Raw genomic sequence first — 20,967 nt, forward strand, 5'->3', positions numbered from 1 at the left:
CCTCATGCCCCTCCGGACAGCGCTGTCTCCCGGGAGACAGATCGTGTCTCCCCCCCGGGGGACACGAGAGCGCGCCTCGACCACGGTTCGCTTGCGGATGGACCTGGGGCCCTTCAGGCGCGACCGAGGCCGCCGCCATCGCCCGAGGTGAGCGCCGTGACCAGGGCGGGGAGCACCTCGCCGAGGCGCGCGTCGAGGCGGAGGTGCGCGAGCGGGTCGCCGCGGGTGGGGCCGAGGTTGACGATGGCGACGGGGATGCCTCGCTCGGCGGCGCGGCGCACGAAGCGGAACCCGGAGAACACCGTCAGTGACGAGCCCGCCACGAGCAGCACGTCGGCGGCGTCGACCCACCTGAACGCCGCGTCGACGGTGGGACGCGGGACGTTCTCGCCGAAGAACACGACGTGGGGCTTGAGGACGCCGCCACAGGCGACGCAGGTGGGCACCACGAAGCTCTCGATGGCAGCGGCAACGAGCTCGGCGTCGCCATCGGGGCGCTCCTCGAAGGACGCGGGCGACCACCCGGGGTTCAGGTCGAGGAGCCGCGCCTGCAGGGCGTCGCGGGACTCCAGGCAGCCGCAGTCGAGGCAGCGCACCTCGGCGAGGGCGCCGTGCAGCTCGATGACCTTCTGGTTGCCGGCGCGGTGGTGCAGGCGGTCGACATTCTGGGTGATCAGCCCGTCGAGGAGCCCCGCGCGCTCCAGGGCGCCGAAGGCGTGGTGGGTGGGGTTCGGCGCGGCCGAGGAGAAGCGCGGCCAGCCGGCGAAGCTGCGGGCCCAGTAGCGGCTGCGCATCGCGGCGTTGCGCACGAAGTCCTGGTACTGGATGGGCGCGCGGACCCGCTGGGCCGAGGTGGGACCGCGGTAATCGGGGATGCCCGAGTCGGTGCTGCACCCGGCGCCCGTCAGCGCGACGACGCGGCGGTTGGCGAGCAGGCGGATGAGATCGTCGACGGTGGCCGTGGCGGAGGTCATGGCTTCGGGCGGCACGCCCAGAGTTTAACCACGGGGTCGGCCCATGCATCCATGCGTGCCTCCTCGAAACATCCTCCAAATGGCCACGCCTGGATGCCCGCCCGGTGTCTATGCTCGGTCCGTCAGCTCAAGAGGCCGCATGGAACCGAAGGAACCGAACGACGGATCGCAGGAACCGGGCACCGCCAGCAGCGAGCCCGAAAGCCGCAGCGAGGTTGAGCGCAGCAGCGAGCCCGAAAGCCGCAGCGAGGTCGAAAGCCCCAGCGAGCCCGTCGAACGCAGCGAGGTCGAAAGCCCCAGCGAGCCGCTCCCGGACCGCACGCAGGACGAGACACCGAAGGGGTCGCAGCACAACTGCCTCGTGGATGCGGCCCTCGCCCTGCTCCTGGTGATGGGGTACGTCTCGCCCCTGGTGCTCGCCATGTACGCGGCGGCGAACGGCCTGCTGGGGCGCTTCACGCTGTTCCAGGCACTGATGTGGGCCGCGCCATTCGGGGTGCTCGCCGTCGTGGTGTGGCTCTACCGCGACATCCGGCGCAGAGGGCGGCGGATGCTGCCGATCGCGGCGGAGGTGCTGGTGCTCGGCATCCTGCCGGCGTGGGGGCTCGTCTACAACCACACCGCCAACGCGAGCTGCGTGGTCACCACGTGCGACGCGGAGACGGAGGCGTTCCGCCCCCTCGCAGAGCCCGAGGTGTGGAGCCTGCTCGGGCTGCACCTCCTCGTCGTGCTCGCCTATGCCGTGTCGCGGCGGCGGCCCGCGGCGCTGCACGGCGCCGGGGAGGTCCTGGTGCACGCGATGCTCCTCGTGGGGATGGTGATGCAGACGCTCCTGGCCGTGCAGTTCGGGCACTGGGCGCTGTTCGGGGTGATGTTCCCTCCCCTGTTCCTGCCCACGCTCGCGCCCGTGCTCACGGTGATCCTCTACGCGGCCGAGGGGATCCAGCGTCTCCTCCGGCGCGGTGGAGAAGCGAAGATGCGGGTGCTCCGGCGCGCACCGGAGTCGGTGTTCCGGGAGGCCCCCGACCAGGAACTCTTGCCGGTGGTCCCCGAGGTTCACTGGCCGCTCTTCGCGAAGGCGCTCCTGTCCTCACCGGTGCTGCTCGGCATCTACGCGGTGGTGCACGCGGCGTGGCTCGGCCGCGCGGATGGGGCGCTCAGAGTCTTCACCCGCACCTGCAAGTACACGCTGTCGCAGGTGCCGCTCGAGATCATCCCGCAGGACTGCCACTATCTGTGCACGGTGGCGGCGCGCGGACACACCTGGCTGGTGCAGCCGCTGCGGGTGGGGCGGCGCGGGGGCAAGCCAATCCTCGTCAACCGCCAGCTCGCGGTGGCGAACGCCTTCGAGGACCTGCTGCACACCCGCTGGCCACGCTTCGGGCGGCTGGCGCGCCGGGTGTACGACCGGGTGGGGCTGCCGGTGAGCCGCTACCTCCGGCCCCGCTGGGCGTCGGATCTGGTGTACCTGGCGATGAAGCCCGCGGAGTGGTGCTTCTACGTGGCGCTCTTGCTGCTCGATCCGGACGCGCCCGAGGCGCGGATCGACCGGATGTACCGGTAGCCGCTACCGCATCAGGGCCTGCTTGCAATGCGCCGATCGATTTCATCCCGGAATGCCTCCAGGGCCTCTCGTTCGCTCTCCAGCAGGGGCGGCGATTTCATGCTGCATTCGCGCGAGAACGAGGGCTGTCGCCAGAAGACCACGGTGACGATTCGACCTGCGTAATGAGCACACCGCGGTGCGAAGCCGGCGCTCGGGATTCGGGTCCGTCCGGGGATCGGTTGTGGTGCAACGACCACGCTTCGGAGGTAGGGTGTGAAGGCGGTGCGTCAGTCACATCCCGAGGCTGCGGCAACTACCGAGGACGATGGTTGAAACCGTCACGGTGGAGCCATGGCTCGAAGAACGGGCTACGGCTCGGGCCGAGGGGTGAGGAACAAGGTGATGAAGCGAGCTTGCCACGCAGTCGTGCTGTTCTCTCTCGGTGTCCTCTCTGCCTGCCACGCAGGCACGCAGGAGCCTCCGGAGAACGTGTCGTCCTTCATGGCACTGCAGCGCGCGCTGGATCCGCGCGGTCCGATGCCGCGGGCGCAGGTGGAGGAAGCGGCTGCGAACGCGCCCCCCGTGATGGAGCCGCAGGTGAAGAGAGAAGCGCCCACGGAGGCTCCGCGGCGCAGGCCACCGGATGGACCGATCACCACCGAGGAGCGCGGGAAGGCGCTCGAACGTCTGAGCGCGGTGCTGAAGGAGAAGTACGTCTTCCCCGACCGCGCGCAGAAGGTCGCCACGGCGCTGCGCACCCGACGCGCGGGTCACGCCTACGACACGCTCGACACGGGGCACGCCTTCGCGGATGCGGTGACGGCGCACGTCGACGAGGTGCTGCACGACGGGCATTTTCGCGTCGTCTACCGGGCCGAGGGCACCCGGGAGGACGAGCATCGAGGCGAGCCGACGGCGGCGGAGCGCGCGCGCCACGAGGAGGAGGGAAAGCACCTCAACGGCGGGTTCGAGCGGGTGGAGCGGTTGCCGGGCAACATCGGGTACATCGCGGTGCGCAGCTTCGCCTTCCCGGGGCGCGGCGCGCAGGCCGTCGCCGCGGCGATGGAGCTGGTCGCCGAGACGGAGGCCCTGATCCTCGACATCCGGGGCAACCGCGGCGGGGACCCGGACACGGTGGCGGCGCTGTGCAGCTACTTCTTCGCGGAGCCGGTGCACCTCAACGACATCTACGACCGGACGAAGAACGAGACGCGCCAGTACTGGACCAGCGCTGGCGTGACGGGCCGGCGTTACCTGAACCGGGACGTGTACGTGCTCACCAGCCGGCAGAGTTACTCGGCGGCGGAGGAGTTCGCCTACGATCTCCAGCAACTGAAGCGGGCGACGCTGGTGGGCGAGACGACCGGAGGCGCGGCGAATCCGGGCGAGAGGGTCCGGCTCAGCGAGCACCTCCTCGCCTTCGTGCCGACGGGTCGCCCCATCAACCCGGTCAGCAAGACGAACTGGGAAGGGACCGGGGTCAAGCCGGACATCGCCGTCGCGGCCGACGATGCGCTGCGCGTCGCGCAGGTGGAGGCCCTCAAGAAGCTGCTCGCCAGGGAGTCGTCGCCCGAGCGACGGGGTGAGCTGGAAGAGCGCCTGCAGGCCCTCGCCAGCCCCTGAGCCTCAGAACCGGATGCCGTTCTCGGCGCGATGCTTCCACCAGCGGTAGCCGAAGATGGCGGTGGGCACGGCGAGGACGGCGGCGGCGGGGAGGCTCACGGCGAACCCGGCGACCACGGTGGCGGCCGCGGCAGCTCCAGCGACCACGCCCTTGCGCTGGGAGTCTTCGAGCACTTCGGTGCGTGTCTTGTGGCTCATGGGGGTAGCCTGCCCGACCGGGTGGGGGACGTCCACCTACCATCTGCGACCCGGCCGATCGGGATCGGGAGTAGCCTGGATCGTCAAGGGTGTAAGCCCTGGGGGCAGGTCGTACGTATGTAGACCGTCCCCGACCCCCGGGGAGGAGAGGCGCATGGATCAGATTGGCGAGTACCTCGTTCGCAGGCTCATCGGCGAGGGGGGCATGGGCAAGGTCTACGAGGGGGAGGAGCGCCTCTCCCGCCGCCGGGTGGCCCTGAAGGTCCTCCGGCCGGAGCTGGCCCGGAGCGAGCAGGGGCGGCGCCTGTTCCTCAACGAGATGCAGATCCTGGCGCATCTCGAGCACCCCAACGTGGTCCGCAGCCTGGCCAGCATCGAGGTGAACGGCGAGCTGGTGATGGTCCTGGAGTACCTCGATGGCCGGACCCTGCGCGACCTCCTGGGGGCCGACGGCAGGCTGCCCTGGACCGAGGCGGTGCGCATCGCCTCGGCGGTGGCGGCGGCGCTCGCGGCAGCGCACGGGCAGGAGCCCCCGGTCATCCACCGGGACCTCAAGCCCGAGAACATCATGATCCTCCAGGATGGCTCGGTGAAGGTGATGGACTTCGGCATCGCCAAGGTCATCGAGGCGCTGCACCAGACGAACACCCAGAGCGTGGGCACGCTGCAGTACATGAGCCCCGAGCAGATCGACGCGCGCAGCATCGATCACCGGGCCGATCTCTACTGCCTGGGGCTCGTGCTCTACGAGATGCTCGCGGGGGCGCCGCCCTTCCAGTCGGCGTCGCCGCGCCAGCTCCTCAACCTGCAGTGCACCGCCGAGGCGCCGCCGCTCGGGGACGAGGTGCGGACGGGGCTGCCGCGCGGGGTCGAGCAGCTCCTCTACCAGCTCCTGGAGAAGGCGCCGGAGGACCGGCCGTACATGGCCGAGGACGTGGTCGAGAGGCTCGAACCGTTCCAGCCTGCGTCACCCGCGCGGGGTGGTCGGTCGACGTTGCCCACGCCAGGGGCGCGCACCTCGGGGGCCTCAGGGAGCGGGGCAGGCAGGAGCAGCGGCGCGGGCAGTGGGAGCGGTGCCGGCAGCGCGGCGCGGGCGGGTAGCGGCAGCGGCGCGGGCGAGACGGTCGTGGGCGATGGGGAAAGCACCGCGCGGGACTCGGGCAGCGGCGCGCGCGGCGAGGGCGGGGAGGCCTCTGCGAAGGCGCGCTCCGGGGCCGGGGCGACGCTGCGCGACGATGGCGAGGACCGTGGCTCGGCGGCCGAGGGAGGACGCGGGCGGGGGCGAGAGACGCGCGAGATGTCGGCGCCTCCGGGGAAGACGCCCGCCCCGCGCGCGGACACCATCGCCTTGCTCGACAAGGTGGACAGGCCGCGCGAGGTGTCGACGGCGTTCGCGGTGGGGATCATCGTGGCGCTCTCGGCGCTGGCGGGCGGGGGCGCGTACGTGATGCGCTCGAACGAGCCGCCGACAGGGCCGCTGCCCTCGGCGACGGCGACGGTGACCGGGACGACAGGCGCCGGGAGAGGGCCGTGAGCGGCGCCGGGGACCTGCCGCGGCGCGCACCGGATCCGGCCTGGGTGCCGGAGGGCAAGGTGCCGGAGGCGCTCGGCAGGGCCTCGCGGTGGCGCTCGGAGGACGGGGAGATCTGGCGGCTCGCGGCCACGGAGGAGGGGCTGGCGCGGCGGCTGCTCACGCTAGGAGAGGCGGGGATCGGCGGCTTCGTGGAAGGCGGGGTCGACGCCGAGGGGGTGTGGCTGCGGCGGATGCTCGGGGGAGCGTCGCTCGCGGCGCGCCTGCGCGAGCGGCGGGGGCCATGGGCGTGGGAAGAGGCCCTCGCGGTGGGGCTGTCGCTGGCGCGGGTGCTGGCGTTCTGCGAGAAGGCGAGCCTGTTCCCGGGACCGCTCACGCCGCAGGCGGTGCTGCTGGGGAGCCAGAGAGAGGCGCCGGGGCAGGTCCGCGAAAGGATGCAATCCCCCGAGCGGGCGCCGGAGCAGGCGGCGTGGCTGCATGCGACGGCGCTGGTCGAGGGGATGGTGGGGGTGCCCGGGGGCGCAGCGCGGGGTACGGAGGGGCTGTCACCGCTGTGGACGCCGCCGGAGCAGGCGGATGGCGCGCTGTGGGACAGCGCGGCGAACCGTTACGCGCTGGGGCTCTTGCTCTACCACCTGCTCGCGGGGGAGCACCCGTTCTCGGGGGCAGGGCTCAGGCACGCGATGGGCGAGGCAGCGCACCGCGAGCCGCCGCCGTTCCCGGAGGTCGTGGCAGAGGCGCTTCCGCCAGGGTTGCAGAGCCGGGTGCTGCGGCTGCTGGATCCGGACGCGGAGAGGAGGCCGCAGCGCGCGCAGGAGATCGTGGAGGCGCTGCAGGGGTTCGTGCGTGGTGAGGGAGAGGGAGACGCGCGCGGGGAGCGCCGGGAGCGTGGAGAGCGCGGAGAGCGCGGGAGCGCGGTCGGGCGCAGCGCTGGCGAGACGCGCGGGGCGCAGGTGGTGCAGGCGGCGCGGGGGGCGCGGGCGACCCGCGAGAGCGCTGGCGGCGCGCGGGAAGAACGAGGGGACACTGGCAGCGCGCGGGAAGAACGAGGGGACACTGGCAGCGCGCGGCAGGCACGCGACGGCGCGGCGCGCGCGGGGCGAGGTGCAGAAGCGGGAGACGCCCGCGCGCGGCGCGTCACGGAGGGAGGCCGATCGCAGCAGGTGCTGCGGCGGGCGGTGCCGCTCGCGGTGGGGGCAGTGGTGGGGATCGGGGCGCTCGCGCTGATCGAGGGGGCGGCACCGGCGCCGACGAGGCCGGTGGCGACGGTGCTGGCGGAGCGGCCGCTGGGATCCGGAGAGACGCTGGCGCAGGACTGCGCAGCGTGCCACGGGCGCCAGGCCGCGGAGTGGCGGCGGTCGGTGATGGCGCACGCGGTGAAGAGCCCGCTGTTCAACGCGCTGGAGATCCTGATCGAGGAGCAGAACGGGCGGGACGCGGACTGCCCCAACGGGCCAGGGTTCCTGCGGCGCGCCGACCCGTCGCGGGCGTGCAGGGATCGCCGGAGCGGGCTGGTGAAGGCGGGGACGGGGGGCGAGCACTGGTGCGTGAACTGCCACAGCCCGGCGGAGACGCTGGAGGGGGCGATGCCCGCGTGGGATGGACGGGCAGGCGGTGACGCGCGGGGACGGCTGCCGGTGCGGGATCTGGTGGGGCCGCGGGGGCTCGAGGGGATCTCGTGCGGGTTCTGCCACGAGGTGCACGGGCCGGTGGGGCCGCGGGGGAGCGGGGGATACCAGGGGAACCCGAGCTGGACGTCGTTCGTGACGGGGGCGGTGTTCCCGAGCCGTCCGGAGGATGGGCGGGGGCTGTTCGGGATCGCGAACAGCGGGTTCTCGATGCGGGAGGACACGCTGCTGCTCCCGGCGGGAACGCTCGGCGCTCCCGGCGCACGCGAAGCGCGCGACACGTCGGGTGGGGCGCCCGGAAAGGGCGTGGACGTGGACGATCCGGTGGTGCACCGGAGGCCATCGGCGAGCGCGAAGGCGTACCTGCGCTCCAGCGAGTTCTGTGGGTCTTGCCACGACGTGCGGCTGTTCGGGAGCGACACGGTGGGGGCGCAGCGGGGGGAGCACTTCAAGCGGCTGCGCAACGCCTACTCGGAGTGGGTGGCGTGGTCACGGCAGGAGGAGCGGGCGGGGCGGGAGCCGGCGAGCTGCCAGGGATGCCACATGAGCACGTTCCCGGGGGTGTGCGTGCCGGATGGGAGCGCGGCAAAGGCAGGAGCCGCGCCCGAGGGGTGTCCGCCGGGCACGCGGTTCGAGGCGCGGGCGCCCGGGATCTACGCGAAGGGGCGGGTCGCGGACGGGTCGTCGGCGCTGAAGGAGGTGACGAACCACTACTTCTCGGGCGTCGATCTGCCGCTCGGAGAGGAGTTCCTGGAGGCGCTGGTCGAGGAAGAGGGCGTGGACGCACACGGGATGCCGGTAGGGGTGCGGGGGCGGCGGGATCTGCTGCTGCGGCACACGTTCCGGCTCGGGGTCGAGGGGCGGGCGGAGCGGGGACGGCTGGAGATCCCGGTGACGATCGAGAACGTGGGGGCGGGGCACCGGGTCCCTGCGGGGTTCAGCCAGGAGCGGGAGACCTGGGTGCACCTCGTGGTGCGCGATGGCGGCGGGCGGGTGGTCTACGAGGTGGGGCGGGTGGATCGGGCCGACGAGGATCTGCACGACAAGGAGTTCCTGCGGGTGGGGACGCGGCCCGATCGGGTGGATGCGCAAGGGAGGCCCGAGGGGCTGTTCGGAGCCGATGTGCGCGATGGGCCAGACGTGCCGGAGTGGAGCCCGCCGACCATCGAGGGGGGGACATCGTTTCGGGGTCGGGGGCTGATCAACTTCCAGAACGGGTTCCTGCGCTGCGTGCGGTGCATCGGCGTCGTCGCACCGGACGGGTCGTGCACGCCGGGGCCGGGTCAGGGGACGCACCGGGCAGACCGCTACGCGGACGGGGACTACGATCTGGACACGGGGGAGTGCCGGTCGAACCTCACGGGGATGAACGCGCTCTTCGAGACCTACTTCCCGGTGGGCGCGCTCGACGCGAGCCGGGGAGAGCCGAAGGCGCCGGACGCGATCATCGATACGCGCTCGGCGCCGCCAGGGGTGCCGCTGCGGTACACGTACACGCTGCCGACCGGGGGAAGGTCGGGGCCGTTCCGGGTGGAGGCGCGGCTGCTCTTCCGGGCGTTTCCGCCGTTCCTGATCCGGGGGTTCGCGGACTACGAGCAGGAGCAGGCGCGGCGCGGGCTCCGGCCAGGCGGGCCGCTGGTGACGCGGGAGATGCTCGGGCGGCTGGAGATCGTGGAGCTCGAACGCGCGGAGGCGGAGATCCGCTGATGGGGGCGAGCACCGAGGCGCAGGCAGGGAGCGGGGGCGCGTGGCCGCAGGCGGTGCTCGGGGCGCCGGTGCTGCACGGGCTGGATGCGCGGGCGCTGCGGGAGATCGCGGAGGCCGGGAAGCTGCGGTCCGTCGGGGAAGGCGAGGTGCTGTACCAGGCCGGAGACGGGGGCGAGTCGTTCTTCGTGGTGGCATCCGGGCGGGTGAGCCTGCGCGCCGTGCGGCGGGGGGACGAGCACGCCTCGGAGCTGCGCGAGGCGGACGCGGGGAGCGCGTTCGGCGAGGAGGCGACGGTGGGGTCGGCGCGGCGGGCGACGGCCGTGGTGGTGGAGGCCGGGAGGGTCGCGGAGATCCCGGTGCCCATCTTCCGGCGGGCGGCTGGGCGCTCGGGGAAGGCGGAGTTCGCGGAGAAGATCGAGCGGACGATGCGCCGGAGCGCGACGCGGGACCTGCTGGGGACGCTGTCGTTCACCCGGGACCTCGGGCCGGAGGATCTGGACGCGCTGCTCGACGCGGTGACGTACCGGCAGGTGGCGCGGGGGCAGGCGGTGTACCGGGAGGGAGATCCGGCCGACGCGCTGTACCTGGTGGCGGACGGGATGATCCAGCTCCAGACGGAGGAAGGCGATCGGCTGCACGTGCGCGCGTACCTGACGCGGGGAGATTTCTTCGGTCACGAGGAGCTCTCGGACGGGGTGCCCCGGGAGACGGGCGCGGTGGCGAGCGGGGCGTCGACGCTGCTCTCGGTGCCGGCGCGGGCCTTCCGGGCGCTCACAGGGCGGCGGCCGGAGCTGCTGGAGCGGCTGCAGGCGCGGGCGCGCGCGCAGCAGTCAGCGCAGCGGGAGGTGGTCGGGGGGAGCGCGCAGCACCACACCGCGCACCTGTTCCGGGATCTGTACCGGCTGCAGGTGGCGCGGTCGCTGCTCGTGATCGACCTGGATACGTGCGTGCGCTGCGGGCACTGCGCGTGGGCTTGCGCGGAAACCCACGATGGGGTCGCGCGGATCACGCGCCGCGGAGACAAGGTGGTGGCGCGGGAGGAGCGCGGCGATGGGGCGCAGGAGGCGCGTCACGACGGGGCGCAGGAGGCACGCCATGAGGTGGCGCGGCGGAGCTTGCTGCTGCCGAGCTCGTGCCAGCACTGCGAGAACCCGTCCTGCATGCTGGAGTGCCCGACGGGGGCGATCGGCAAGGATCCCGCGGGCGAGGTGTTCATCCGGGAAGAGCTGTGCACGGGGTGCGGGGCGTGCGCGAAGGCGTGCCCGTGGGACAACATCCAGATGGCGCCGCGGCGAGAGGAGGCGGCGCGGGTGGGGCTGCGCCTGATGACGCTGCCTTGGGCACACGGCGCGGGGACGGGGGCACACGGCGCGGGGGCGGTTGCAGAGGCGGGGCGGAGCGCAGGGACGGTGACCCCGGGGCGGAGCGCCGAGGTGGCAGTGAAGTGCGATCTGTGCAGCGGTCGCGAGGGGCCTGCGTGCGTGCAGGCGTGCCCGGTGAGCGCGATCGCGCGGGTGAACCCGGCGGAGGAGATTGCCGAGGTGCGCGTGTTGCTCGGAGGGCCTCGGGACGCGCTGGGGAACGCGCTGGGGGACGGGGCGGGAGCGACGACGGCAGCGGTGGCGGCACATCAGGGCGGGGTGTCGTCTGCGGCGGCGCTCGGAGGAAGCGCTCTCGCGGCGGCGGGGATGGCGATCGCGGCGGTGGTGATGCACGGGCGAGGGCTGTGGAGGCCGGCGTACGGGGTTGGATGGGGGGCGGGAGTGCTCGCGGCGGTGGGGTTCGGGCTGCTGCTGGTTTACGCGGTGCCGAAACGAGGCGTGCGGCTCTTCGCGCGGCGAGGTGCGGAGCGAGGTGCGGAGCGAGGTGCGGAGAGAACGGCTGCGCGGACGGCGACGAAGAGCCGGGTGCGGCCACAGCTCGCGGTGCACCTCTGCCTGGGGCTGGTCACGGCAGGGCTGGTGATCGCGCACGCGCCATGGCCGCGATCGGGACGGGCGACGCTGGGCGCAGCGCTGCTCCTCCTGTTCTGGGTGAGCGCGCTCGCGGGGGGTCTCACCGCCGTGGCGTACCGGGTGATTCCGAGGCGGCTGTCGCGCCTCGAGCGGACCGCGGCGCTGCCCGAGGATCTCGACGGCGCGCGGCGAGAGCTGCTCGATCGGCTGTACCGGGAGCTGAGCGGCAAGAGCGATCTGGTGAAGAAGGTGGTGGAGAAGGTTCTCCTCCCCTACGCGCAGAGCGCGCTCGGGCCGCTCGCGCTGGTGGTCTCCGGCAGGAGCCTGCGCGCGGAGGAGCGCGCGCTGCGAGGGCGCATCGACGCGCTGCTGGAAGGTCGCGGCGCCGAGCGGCTCGGGGGGCTCGCCACGCTGATCCGCATCGTGGTGGAGCTGCGCGCGCTGCCGGCGCAGCGGTGGTTGTCGCGGCTCCTGCGCGCGGGCTTGCCGCTGCACATCGTGACGTTCGGCGTGGCGCTCGCGCTGCTCGTGCTCCACGCGGCGACCGCAGGCCGCGCGGGCCGCTGAGGCTGCGTGGGTGCGCGCAGGTCGTACCGGGAAACGTGGCGGAGCGGCTATGCAACGGTTGCAGAGCGCGCAACTTCCTGCTGACCAACACTGGAAACAGGCGCACGTCTGGGCGCGCGTCTGGCAGGGAGGCGAGAGATGCCATGCGCCGCGGCCGCCACATGACGTCGCTGCAGGGCCTGGTCCGGCCGTGGGGCCTGGACTTTGCATTCAGCGCGACGGTACACTTTTTCGCGAGAAGCCTTGCGGGAGGTCAGAAAGAACATGAGCGGTCACTCGACCAGTTGGACGGGCACGCGCTCCCGGGAGGGCTCGGCTCCGGGCTGGCTCCGGAACGTCTTCACGATGGTGGCGATCACGGTCGGCGGGATCGTGCTCGGTGGCGCGTGCAGCGACGGCGAGTCCCTCGGGCCTCCGTTGCCGACCGGCGGACAGACCTCGACGCCGACGGGCGGCAACGTCGACGAATGCAATGACGGCGCCGAGCGAGACTGTTCGGTCACCATCGCGGAGCACAACGGGGTCGTCACCTGCATGCACGGCACGCAAGCGTGCGAGGACGGTCACTGGACGGCTTGTGGCGGCGCCGCGAAGCGGATCACCACGATGCCACGGCCAGGCGGGGACGCGGACGCAGACGCGGCGGAGGACAACGGGCTGCCGCGGCCGAGGAGCCTGTCGATGCCCGGGATCTGCGTCGACAACCCGTGCGATCCGAGCTGCCAGGAGTTCGAGGAGGATCCCGGGCCCGAGGGCGTGACCATCGAGTCGGATGTGCCTCCCTTCGAGTGGTACTCCGGCGACATCAACGGACTCGACCCGGAGATCGCGCAGCAGGGAACGACGGAGCCCTGCGCCACCGCAGAGGATTGCCAGTTCGATCAGTACTGCGACGAACCGAGCCCGGTCGGGTGCGCGCATCACCCGTGCGGGACCGGCACCACGGGCGGCGCCACCGGATCGAGCACGGTGGGGCTGTTCCAGGAGTGCAGCCCGTGCGTGCAGAAGGTGTGCGCGGAGCATCCGGAGTGCTGCATCCAGGCCTACACGGGCACCTGCGAGCACGATCAGTGCGTGACGGGGACGGCGCTCAAGCCCGGCTGCGATACGTGCACCGACAGCATCTGCAACAAGACCATCGCGATGGGCGGCTATCCGGGTTGCTGCTCGTACACCTGCACGACCCACGCGTACTGCGAGGGCCGCTTCGGCGTGGGCAGCGAGTGCAGCGCACTCACCGGGAAATGTAGCTGCAGCGACGCGGGCACGTGCGGCAACCAGGGCCACACGTGCAACTCCGGCGTCTGCAACGGGAACTGGACCACCCAGTGCACGTCCCGGGTCGCCGCGAACTGCGCTCCGAAGACGTGCGCCACGGCCTCCATCCCCAAGTGGACCCAGGCCTGCGTCAACCACGCGCAGAACCTCTGCGGGTTCAGCTGCGAGCCCGCGGCGGCCGGCTGCGTGCATAACCCCTGCTATACCGGCGACGCGCTCAACTCGTCCTGCCCCGGTGTCGCCGCGGTCTGCGCGACGACCTCGTCGTGCTGCGCCACCGCGTGGACTGACGACTGCGTGAAGCAGTACCAGACCCTCAACAACACGCAGTGCCCTCCCAAGGGAAGCTGCACCTCGTACTTGCCGGGCGAGGCGAACGCGCACTGCGCGGGCGCGGATCTCACCCTCGGCGTCCCCTGTGGCGGCACCGTGCCGGTCTGCAACCGCGGCTCGACGACGCTGCCGGTCAACACGCACATCGAGATCGACAGCTACCCGGCAGGCACCAACAGCTATCCGTCGAGCGGCGTCACCGAGGTCCTTGCCGCCTGCACCTATCCGCGGGGAACGCTCGCATGCTCGACGAATCTCTCGGAGCCTCTGCCTCCTGGAGAATGCATCAACATGGCCGGGTGCGATGCGGTGCCGGTGGGCTCCGAGCTCCGCGTCAACGCTGGCAACAACGTCGCCGAGTGCGTCTGCGGCAACAACTGGAGCGTCTACCAGAACGAAGCCTGCACCTCGCCGGCGTGCGTCGCGAACGCGAACGTGTCCTTCATCAAGAAGCTGACCATGTTCATCGCGGTCGATCTCTCGACGTCGATGGCATGCTCGGGTGGCAACTGCCCGTCGCATCCTTCGATCGACGAGTACACCTGCGACAGCCCGGCGCAGAAGCTGTCACTGCAGCGCTGGATCCCGTTGCGAGACGCGATGAAGAGCTTCTTCCAGGATCCTGGATCCGCCGGGATGGACATCGCGCTCCGGTTCTGGCCCGACCCGTACCCCGTGGCGTGCGGCGCCAACACCTGCGCGCAGAGCGGGGCTGGCAATGGGTGCGCCCAGCCGCTCCACTTCGGAACCCTCACCGCGGCGAGCGGGGCAGCGGACACGCATGAGACCAACCTCGTCAACGCGATGAACACCAAGGTCCCTTGCGGTGACACCCCGATCTACAACTCACTGGATGGTGCGCTGTACTGGGCGACGCAACACAAGCTCACGCACCCCGACCAGGAAGTCGCCGTCGTCTACATCTCGGACGGCTTCGCGACTCACTGCAACACGAACTGGTTCGACATCTCCCAGCTCTCCCGGGACGCCTTCCACAACCACGGCGTGCGCACGTACCCCATCGGGTTCGGGGCCGCCCAGGAGGCCTTCGTCGTGCAGCTCGCGCAGTTCGGGGGCGGGCGGGGCTTCTTCTTCAACACCACCGGCAGCGCCCTGCAGAGCGGCCTCATCGCCGCGATGAAGTCGATCCGCGGCGACGTGCAGCCCTGCGACGTGCAGGTCCCCGTCGCGCTCCAGAACAACAACGATCCCACGGTGACGATCGACGATCTGGAGGTGGTGTACACCCACAGCAACGGGACGGAGGAGATCCTCCCCCGCCGCGCGAATCTCGCGGCCTGCGGCGGCTTGCCGGGCTGGTATCCCGACAACGCGACAGATCCCACGTTCGCCAAGCTGTGCCCCGCGACTTGCTCCGTCGTCCAGGCGGATCTGGGGGCGCGGGTGCAAGCGCGTCTTGAGGGCGGCTGCGTCGCGAGCTTCCAGCCCACGACGTACACGCAGACCTACACCGCAGACTGCCCCTCCGGCGCCAAGGTGCAGTGGGGCTTCCTCCGCTGGGAGTCGACGACGCCGAGCGACACGCGCGTGGACTTCACCGCGCGGACCGCAGATACGACGGCGGGGCTGGCCACAGCGACGAGCCACGCGCTCGGGACCGCTTCGGCGGCGCTGGGCACGCAGTCGTGCACCATGACGGGGCCGTCGCCGACGTGCCCCGTGGATCTGTACACGCAGCTCGGTGAGCTGCCCGATGCGCGCAAGGACATCCTCGAGCTCACGATGGCCCTGAACCCGAGCGGCGACTTGCTGACCGCGCCCACCGTCCACTCCTGGGAGATCACCTACTCATGCCCCTACTCGGAGTGAGGCGGATGAACCCGCAGGGGCGTAACGAGCGAGCTTCGACGCGCTTCTCGGCGCGCTTCTCGGCAGCGAACACGATCGCGGCCTCGTTCGCGGGCGCGGCGGTGCTCGCGGCGCTCGTCGGAGGCTGCGACGGTGAAGACGATGGCCGCCTGCCGCCGCCTTCGGCGACCGGAGGTCTCGGCGCGGGGACGAGCGCTGGTGGTTCGGGCGGCGACCCAGGCGTCGGCGGCTCGGGCGGGTCTGGCACGGGCGGCGAGGGCGCAGGCGAGGGCGGCTCAGGAGGCGCAGGAGGAGCGGGCGGCGCAGGGGACGGGGGCGCGGGAGGAAGCGTCAACGCCCTCTGCGGGGATGGAGTGCGCGAGGGCTTCGAGGAGTGCGATGGGGGCGACCTCGGGGCGCAAACCTGCCAGTCGCTCGGCTACGACGAGGGAGACCTCGCCTGTGCGACGACCTGCTCGTTCGACCTCTCCGCGTGCAGCAGCGCAGAGCGGTGCGCCGACGCGATCGACAACGATCTCGATGGCGCCACCGACTGCGACGACGCCGACTGCGCGGCAGCCTGCGCTGCCGTGTGCGCGGCGCCCGGAGCGCTGTCCGATCCGGACAACCAGCCCGGAACGACCGTGGGCCAGCCCGTGCTCGCGGATCCGCTGGGCTGCTTCGGGGCGGACGTGGCGGCGGTAGCCTACGAGGTCACCGCGGCGAGCACGGGCATGCTCGAAGTGGAGATGGTCGCCTCGACTGCCGATCTCACGCTGGCCGTGCGTACCTCATGTGACGTGGCGAGCAGCGAGGTCGGCTGCGTGAACCTCGCCGGGAGCCCAGGGCAGCCGGAGCGCTTGTCGATCCCCGTCACCCAGGGGCAGACGCTCTACGTCCTGGTGGGCGGGGAAGATCCGGGCACGTTCGGGGTGAGCGCGTTCACCAGGACGCCGGCGTGCGGTGACGGGTACATCGACACGGGCGAGGCGTGCGACGACGGCAACACCGTCGCGGGTGACGGGTGCAACAGCCAGTGCATGGTGGAGCTGACGGAGGTGGAGCCAAACGACACGGCAGCCACCGCGACCCCGCTGGCGACGCCGTTCTTCGGGGTGATGGGCACGCTGACCGACGTGGACCACGTGCGGGTGACGGTGCCGACGGCGGGGACGAGCCTCGTCGTGGAGGTGAGCGACGTGAACGCGCAGGCCTGCGTCAACAACCAGATGGACCCGGAGGTTGCGGTCCTGAACGCGGGCGGCACGACGGTGCTCGCGAGCGACGACGACAGCGGCCCCGGGTTCTGCGCGCGGGCCGTCACGCCAGCGCTCGCGGCCGGGCAGTACGTGATCCGCGTGCAGCGGGCCGGGGGCGGTCTCTTCCCGTATCGCCTAGGGGTGACGATGACTCAGGCCAACTGAGGAAAGCAGGCACGCTTCCGGGAGGTCAACGCTGCGCTGGCCTCCCCGGGGCGGCGCAGCGCATGCGCGGCTGGATGGATAGATCCCGCGGCTGGTCTCGACCGTAGAAGCCCGGCGCTCCACGCCCGATGAAGACCCCCTCCCCTGCCCCACCGACCCAGAGCGCCCACGAGCGCACTCGCGAGCGCGAGCCCGCGCGCGAACCGCCGCGCGGGGCGCAGACGCTCTACCAAGCCGACATGTCGGACCCACGCGCGCGGGCGGCGCTGCCGCGGGAGAACGCGCGCGGGCGGGCTGCCCGACGGGTAGAGGAGACCTCGGACGTCACGCGGTTCCGGGGCGTGCTCACGGCGACCCTCGTCGGCGCAGGCACGGCGGCAGCGGCGGCGCTTCTCTTTCCTCCGCCGGGAGGACACGGCTCTGGCGGCCCCCTGTCGCGCCCCCACGTGCAGGCAGGGCTCTCGTGCGCGTCGTGTCACACGTCCGCACAGGAGGACGGGAAGGGGGCGTCGGCGCGTTCAGCCAGCCGCGCGGGCGACAACGGGCGCGCGGGTTCCACGACGAAGGGCGCTGTGCCTGGAGCCACGGCGCGCGCGCCGATCGAGGAGGCGGCGGATGGGTACGACGTCGCCTCCGCTGCGCAGGCGTGCCCGAGCTGCCACGGCACGCACGGGTCGACACGCGCAGGGCACCAGCGGCTGCTTGCAGGCGGAGCGATGACCTGCGCCACGTGCCACCGGGTTCATCGGGGGGACCAGGGCGTGGTGCTGAGGCCCGAGGGGCGCCCCATCCGCTTCGCGCCAGGCGCGGAGGCAGAGGTGGCGGTAGAGACGGCGTTCAAGCCCACGCGCGCGGCGACGGTGGCGCTGGTGACGGCAGGGGCGTGCGCGGGGTGTCACGATCTCGCGGCCCCCCGGGATCCCGTGGCGCGGTGCCTGGCGGAGGATCTGCGGCCGCTGGGGAGCGCGCAGCCGGTGGCCTGCTTCGACGAGCACCAGCTCACCCTGCCGGAGGCGGAGCCGGAGCGCGCGCGGCAGGCGCGGCTCGGGAGCGGGGTGTGCCGGGCGCAGCACACGGAGGATCGGGCGCTCGCGTGGGGAGCGGCGCGGGAGATCGCGCGGGCAGTGCCCGAGGTGCCGGGCGTCGTGGGCGCTGTGCCGGCGCAGTCACTCGCGTGGGCGGGCGCAGGGCTCGCCGCGGCAGCGCTCTCGCTGGCGGGGACCCGGGGTGCGCGCTGGGTGCGGGCGCGGCGGCGGAAGAAGCAGGCGCCGCCGCCAGAGACGCTGGTGCGGCCGGCGACGCGGGTGAGGCTGCCGCAGATCGACACCACGACGTGCCTCGGCTGCTATGCGTGCGTGGATGCGTGCCCGTACGACGTGCTCGCGATCGAGCGGTACGTGGCGGTGGTGGCGCGCCCCGAGGCGTGCTGCGGGCTGACGCTGTGCGAGCAGCGCTGCCCGAACGGATCGCTGAAGATCACCGACGGTGAGCTGCTGGGAGACAGGCCGCGGCTCGACGACGATCTGCAGAGCGTGGACGTGCCGGGGCTCTACCTCGCCGGAGACATCACGGGGCTGCCGCTCATCAAGAACGCCATCTTCCAGGGGGCGAGGGCCGTGGAGAGGGTGGCGGCGGGGCTGGGGGGCGAGGGGAAGCGACGGGGGCTCGGGCGGGGGCGCGGCGGCGCCGGAGGGAGCGGCAGCGCCGGAGGAGGAGGCGCTGCGCATGAAGACGAGGTGCTGGACCTGGTCATCGTGGGGGCTGGGCCGGCGGGCATCAGCGCGGCACTGCGGGCCCGGGAGCTTGGGCTCGGGTTCGAGGTGATCGAGCAGGGCAGCGTGGCGGCGAGCATCCGCAGCTTCCCGCGCGGCAAGCTGGTCTTCGATCAGCCGCTGGAGCTGCCGCTCACCGGCAAGCTGTGGCTCAAGGAGTCGACGAAGGAAGAGCTGCTCGCCCAGTGGATGCGGGTGGTACGCGCAGAGCGCCTGCCGATCCTGGAGCAGACGCGGATGGTGGCGGTGCGGCGAGGTGACGCGGGCGAGGGGTTCGTGGTGGTCACCGCGCCGAGCGGCGAGGGCAAGGGGGAGCCAGGTCCGCGCCAGGAGCGGCGCGCGCGGCGGGTGCTGCTGGCCCTGGGGCAGCGGGGCTCGCCTCGGCGGCTGCCCGTCGGGGTGCCGGCGGAGGTGGAGGACCGGGTGTACTACCACCTCGCGGACGCCCGCAGCCTGGAGGGAGAGCGGGTGCTGGTGGTGGGGCTCGGGGACGTGGCGATGGAGGCGGCCATCGCGCTGGCGAGGCAGCCAGGGACGGAGGTGACGCTGGCGGCGCGGGCCGACGGGTTCCGGCGGGGGAGGCCGAGGAACATCGAGGAGGTGCGGCGACTCGCGGGGGTGTCGCGGCTGTCGCTGGAGATGGAGACTCAGGTCGCGGCGCTGGCGCAGGGTGAGCGGGGGGCGGTGCGGGTGACGCTGGCTTCGCCCCGAGGGCGGAGGGAGCTGACGGTCGACGTGGTGCTGGTGCTGATCGGGAGCATCCCGCCGTGGGAAGCCCTCCGGGCCGCCGGGGTGCAGGTGTCTTCCGCCGAAAAGGGAGAACTTCCGGCCACGGCGCGCGTCCAAGAGCCCGTCCTTCCGAGCGGCGTCGCGTAAGCTCGGGGGGACGTCGACCGTTGTCAGGGTGGGTCCAGCCGGATCCCCCTCAGGGAGTACCCCCATGACACCGAAAAAGATCGCCGCTCTGTCCGCTCTCGGCATGCTGCTCACCAGCTTCAGCGTCTACTCGCTGACCCCCCCTGGCGGTCGGGCGGGCGCCGAGACGGTGGCCGAGCCAGACCCGACCGTGGTGCCGTCCGTGGTCGGCGGTGGAGGCGAGGTGACCACGGAGCTTGGCCGCTTCGTCGCCGGGGGTACGCTGATGGTCGAGGGGCGCCTCGGGCACCAGAAGCTGCTCCGGTCGGACGGCGAGACGTTTCTGATGCTCGAGGTGAAGAACGACGGGAGCAGCCGGGCCGAGACGCAGGCGCCGGCGAACCTGTCGCTGGTCATCGACAGGTCCGGCTCGATGAAAGGCGGCCGCCTCCAGAACGCCCTCCAGGCGGCCACGAGGGCGGTGGATCAGCTCCAGGACGGCGACGTGGTGTCGGTGGTGGCCTTCGACACGCGCACGAACGTGATCGTCCCGCCGACCACCATCGGCCCGGGCACCCGGGGGCGGGTGATCTCGGACATCCGCGGCATCACGCTCGGGGGCGACACGTGCATCTCCTGCGGGATCGAGGAGGGCCTCGCGCTGCTGGAGCGCACCGAGGAGCGGGTGAGCCGGATGCTGCTCCTCAGCGACGGCGACGCGAACAATGGCGTGCGCGACGTGCCGGGCTTCCGGTCGATCGCGCAGCGGGCCCACGCCCGCGGGGTGAGCATCACGACCATCGGCGTCGACGTGGAGTACAACGAGAAGATCCTGGCGGCCATCGCGCAGGACTCGAACGGACGGCACTACTTCGCGGAAAACGACAGCGGCCTGTCGCGGATCTTCGAGGAGGAGGCGGAGGCGCTGAAGTCCACGGTGGCGAGTGGCGTCGAGGTGGCCGTGGACCTCGCCCCCGGGGTGGAGCTCGAGCGGGTCTTCGATCGTAGCTTCCGGCGCGAGGGCAACCGGGTGATGGTGCCGCTCGGAAGCTTCTCGCGCGGCGAGGTGAAGACGGCGCTGCTCAAGGTGCGCCTCTCGCGGCCAGAGCTGGGCGAGGCGAAGGTCGCGGAAGTGTCGATGACCTACCGCGATCTGGTAGGGAGCAAGGAGGGGCGCTGCGAGGGGAAGCTCGCGCTGGAGGTGACCGACGATCGCGCGGCGGCGAGCGCGCTCGATGCGCTGGTCGCGGGCCGGGTGCAGCGGAGCGAGACGGCGTCGACGCTGCAGCAGGCGAACTTCCTGTTCAAGCAGGGCCGCTTCGAGGAGGCGCGCAAGAAGCTCGACACCCAGCGCAGCGCGCTCAAGGGAGAGGCGAGCCGGGCAAAGACGGCGGCGCCGATGGCGCGGGCCGCGGACGTGAGCCGTGATTTCGACCGGCAGATCGCGGTGCTGGAGAGCGCCGACAAGGACTTCAACGCCCCCCGTCAGTTCGCCACGCCACCTCCCCCCGCCGGGATGATCGGGGGCGCAGCGCCGGCCCCCGCGGCACCGGCGGAGCCCGCGCAGGAGAGCCGGGCGGGGCGATCCGCGGTGAAGCGGAACGAGAGCAACGCCTTCGATCTGGGGCTGTGAGGAATGCGAGGGGCTCGCGGTTCGTCCCGGCCCCACTGCACAGTCCCGCGTCTGAAAGCAGCCTCCGCGCGCGCGCTGACGATTCTCGACGAGATCACTCCCACCAGGTGCGGATGGGCAGTGGAGCTGAATCA

The 20,967-nt window shown here is 72.2% G+C and carries 11 protein-coding genes; 9 read left to right on the forward strand and 2 right to left on the reverse strand.

Going from position 1 to position 20,967, the window contains the following annotated elements:
- Window positions 1-113: 113 nt before the first annotated feature.
- Window positions 114-974 carry an NAD-dependent protein deacetylase gene (locus CAP_RS06405; protein WP_044237418.1) on the reverse strand — a complete coding sequence of 287 codons (861 nt, stop codon included), beginning with the start codon at window positions 972-974 and terminating at the stop codon, window positions 114-116.
- A 139-nt stretch (window positions 975-1,113) separates the two neighbouring features.
- Between CAP_RS06405 and CAP_RS06410 the strand changes: the two genes are divergently transcribed.
- The gene (locus CAP_RS06410; protein WP_044237284.1) at window positions 1,114-2,538 is read left to right on the forward strand and encodes a DUF6688 family protein; all 1,425 of its coding nucleotides are present in this window, start codon (window positions 1,114-1,116) and stop codon (window positions 2,536-2,538) included.
- 333 nt (window positions 2,539-2,871) lie between these two features.
- The gene (locus CAP_RS06415) at window positions 2,872-4,143 is read left to right on the forward strand and encodes a S41 family peptidase (protein WP_197041036.1); all 1,272 of its coding nucleotides are present in this window, start codon (window positions 2,872-2,874) and stop codon (window positions 4,141-4,143) included.
- 3 nt (window positions 4,144-4,146) lie between these two features.
- Here CAP_RS06415 and CAP_RS06420 read toward each other — a convergent pair whose 3' ends face one another.
- Window positions 4,147-4,341, reverse strand: coding sequence for a hypothetical protein (locus CAP_RS06420; protein WP_044237286.1), 195 nt, complete (start codon window positions 4,339-4,341; stop codon window positions 4,147-4,149).
- A gap of 154 nt (window positions 4,342-4,495) precedes the next feature.
- Here CAP_RS06420 and CAP_RS06425 point away from each other — a divergent pair, with 154 nt between their 5' ends.
- The 7 genes from CAP_RS06425 to CAP_RS06455 all read left to right on the forward strand — a co-directional run bounded on the left by CAP_RS06425 (window position 4,496) and on the right by CAP_RS06455 (window position 20,833).
- Window positions 4,496-5,875, forward strand: a complete 1,380-nt coding sequence (locus CAP_RS06425; protein ID WP_044237289.1) for a serine/threonine protein kinase — start codon at window positions 4,496-4,498, stop codon at window positions 5,873-5,875.
- The gene (locus CAP_RS06430) at window positions 5,872-9,207 is read left to right on the forward strand and encodes a serine/threonine-protein kinase (RefSeq protein WP_044237292.1); all 3,336 of its coding nucleotides are present in this window, start codon (window positions 5,872-5,874) and stop codon (window positions 9,205-9,207) included. Before CAP_RS06425 ends, CAP_RS06430 begins: the two co-directional genes overlap by 4 nt.
- Entirely contained in the window at window positions 9,207-11,729 is a 2,523-nt protein-coding gene (locus CAP_RS06435) for a cyclic nucleotide-binding domain-containing protein (protein ID WP_044237295.1), read from the forward strand. Before CAP_RS06430 ends, CAP_RS06435 begins: the two co-directional genes overlap by 1 nt.
- A 264-nt stretch (window positions 11,730-11,993) precedes the next feature.
- A complete protein-coding gene (locus CAP_RS06440) occupies window positions 11,994-15,170 on the forward strand; it encodes a vWA domain-containing protein (RefSeq protein WP_044237298.1) in 3,177 nt (1,058 codons plus the stop codon).
- Between the two features lie 5 nt (window positions 15,171-15,175).
- On the forward strand, window positions 15,176-16,573 hold the full coding sequence (locus CAP_RS06445) for a DUF4215 domain-containing protein (protein WP_044237301.1): 1,398 nt from the start codon (window positions 15,176-15,178) through the stop codon (window positions 16,571-16,573).
- Window positions 16,574-16,812: 239 nt separating this feature from the next.
- Window positions 16,813-19,221 carry an NAD(P)-binding domain-containing protein gene (locus tag CAP_RS06450; RefSeq protein ID WP_197041038.1) on the forward strand — a complete coding sequence of 803 codons (2,409 nt, stop codon included), beginning with the start codon at window positions 16,813-16,815 and terminating at the stop codon, window positions 19,219-19,221.
- Between the two features lie 64 nt (window positions 19,222-19,285).
- Window positions 19,286-20,833: a vWA domain-containing protein gene (locus tag CAP_RS06455; RefSeq protein WP_044237308.1), complete on the forward strand. Its 1,548-nt coding sequence runs from the start codon at window positions 19,286-19,288 to the stop codon at window positions 20,831-20,833.
- The last annotated feature ends 134 nt before the right edge of the window (window positions 20,834-20,967 follow it).

Source organism: Chondromyces apiculatus DSM 436 (genome assembly GCF_000601485.1).
Lineage (GTDB): Bacteria > Myxococcota_A > Polyangia > Polyangiales > Polyangiaceae > Chondromyces > Chondromyces apiculatus.

Excerpts from the sequence above, each read along its gene's own strand:
- CAP_RS06405 (WP_044237418.1), bottom strand. The coding sequence starts at position 974 with ATGACCTCCGCCACGGCCACCGTCGACGATCTCATCCGCCTGCTCGCC.
- CAP_RS06410 (WP_044237284.1), top strand. The coding sequence starts at position 1,114 with ATGGAACCGAAGGAACCGAACGACGGATCGCAGGAACCGGGCACCGCC.
- CAP_RS06415 (WP_197041036.1), top strand. The coding sequence starts at position 2,872 with ATGGCTCGAAGAACGGGCTACGGCTCGGGCCGAGGGGTGAGGAACAAG.
- CAP_RS06420 (WP_044237286.1), bottom strand. The coding sequence starts at position 4,341 with ATGAGCCACAAGACACGCACCGAAGTGCTCGAAGACTCCCAGCGCAAG.
- CAP_RS06425 (WP_044237289.1), top strand. The coding sequence starts at position 4,496 with ATGGATCAGATTGGCGAGTACCTCGTTCGCAGGCTCATCGGCGAGGGG.
- CAP_RS06435 (WP_044237295.1), top strand. The coding sequence starts at position 9,207 with ATGGGGGCGAGCACCGAGGCGCAGGCAGGGAGCGGGGGCGCGTGGCCG.
- CAP_RS06440 (WP_044237298.1), top strand. The coding sequence starts at position 11,994 with ATGAGCGGTCACTCGACCAGTTGGACGGGCACGCGCTCCCGGGAGGGC.
- CAP_RS06445 (WP_044237301.1), top strand. The coding sequence starts at position 15,176 with ATGAACCCGCAGGGGCGTAACGAGCGAGCTTCGACGCGCTTCTCGGCG.
- CAP_RS06450 (WP_197041038.1), top strand. The coding sequence starts at position 16,813 with ATGTCGGACCCACGCGCGCGGGCGGCGCTGCCGCGGGAGAACGCGCGC.
- CAP_RS06455 (WP_044237308.1), top strand. The coding sequence starts at position 19,286 with ATGACACCGAAAAAGATCGCCGCTCTGTCCGCTCTCGGCATGCTGCTC.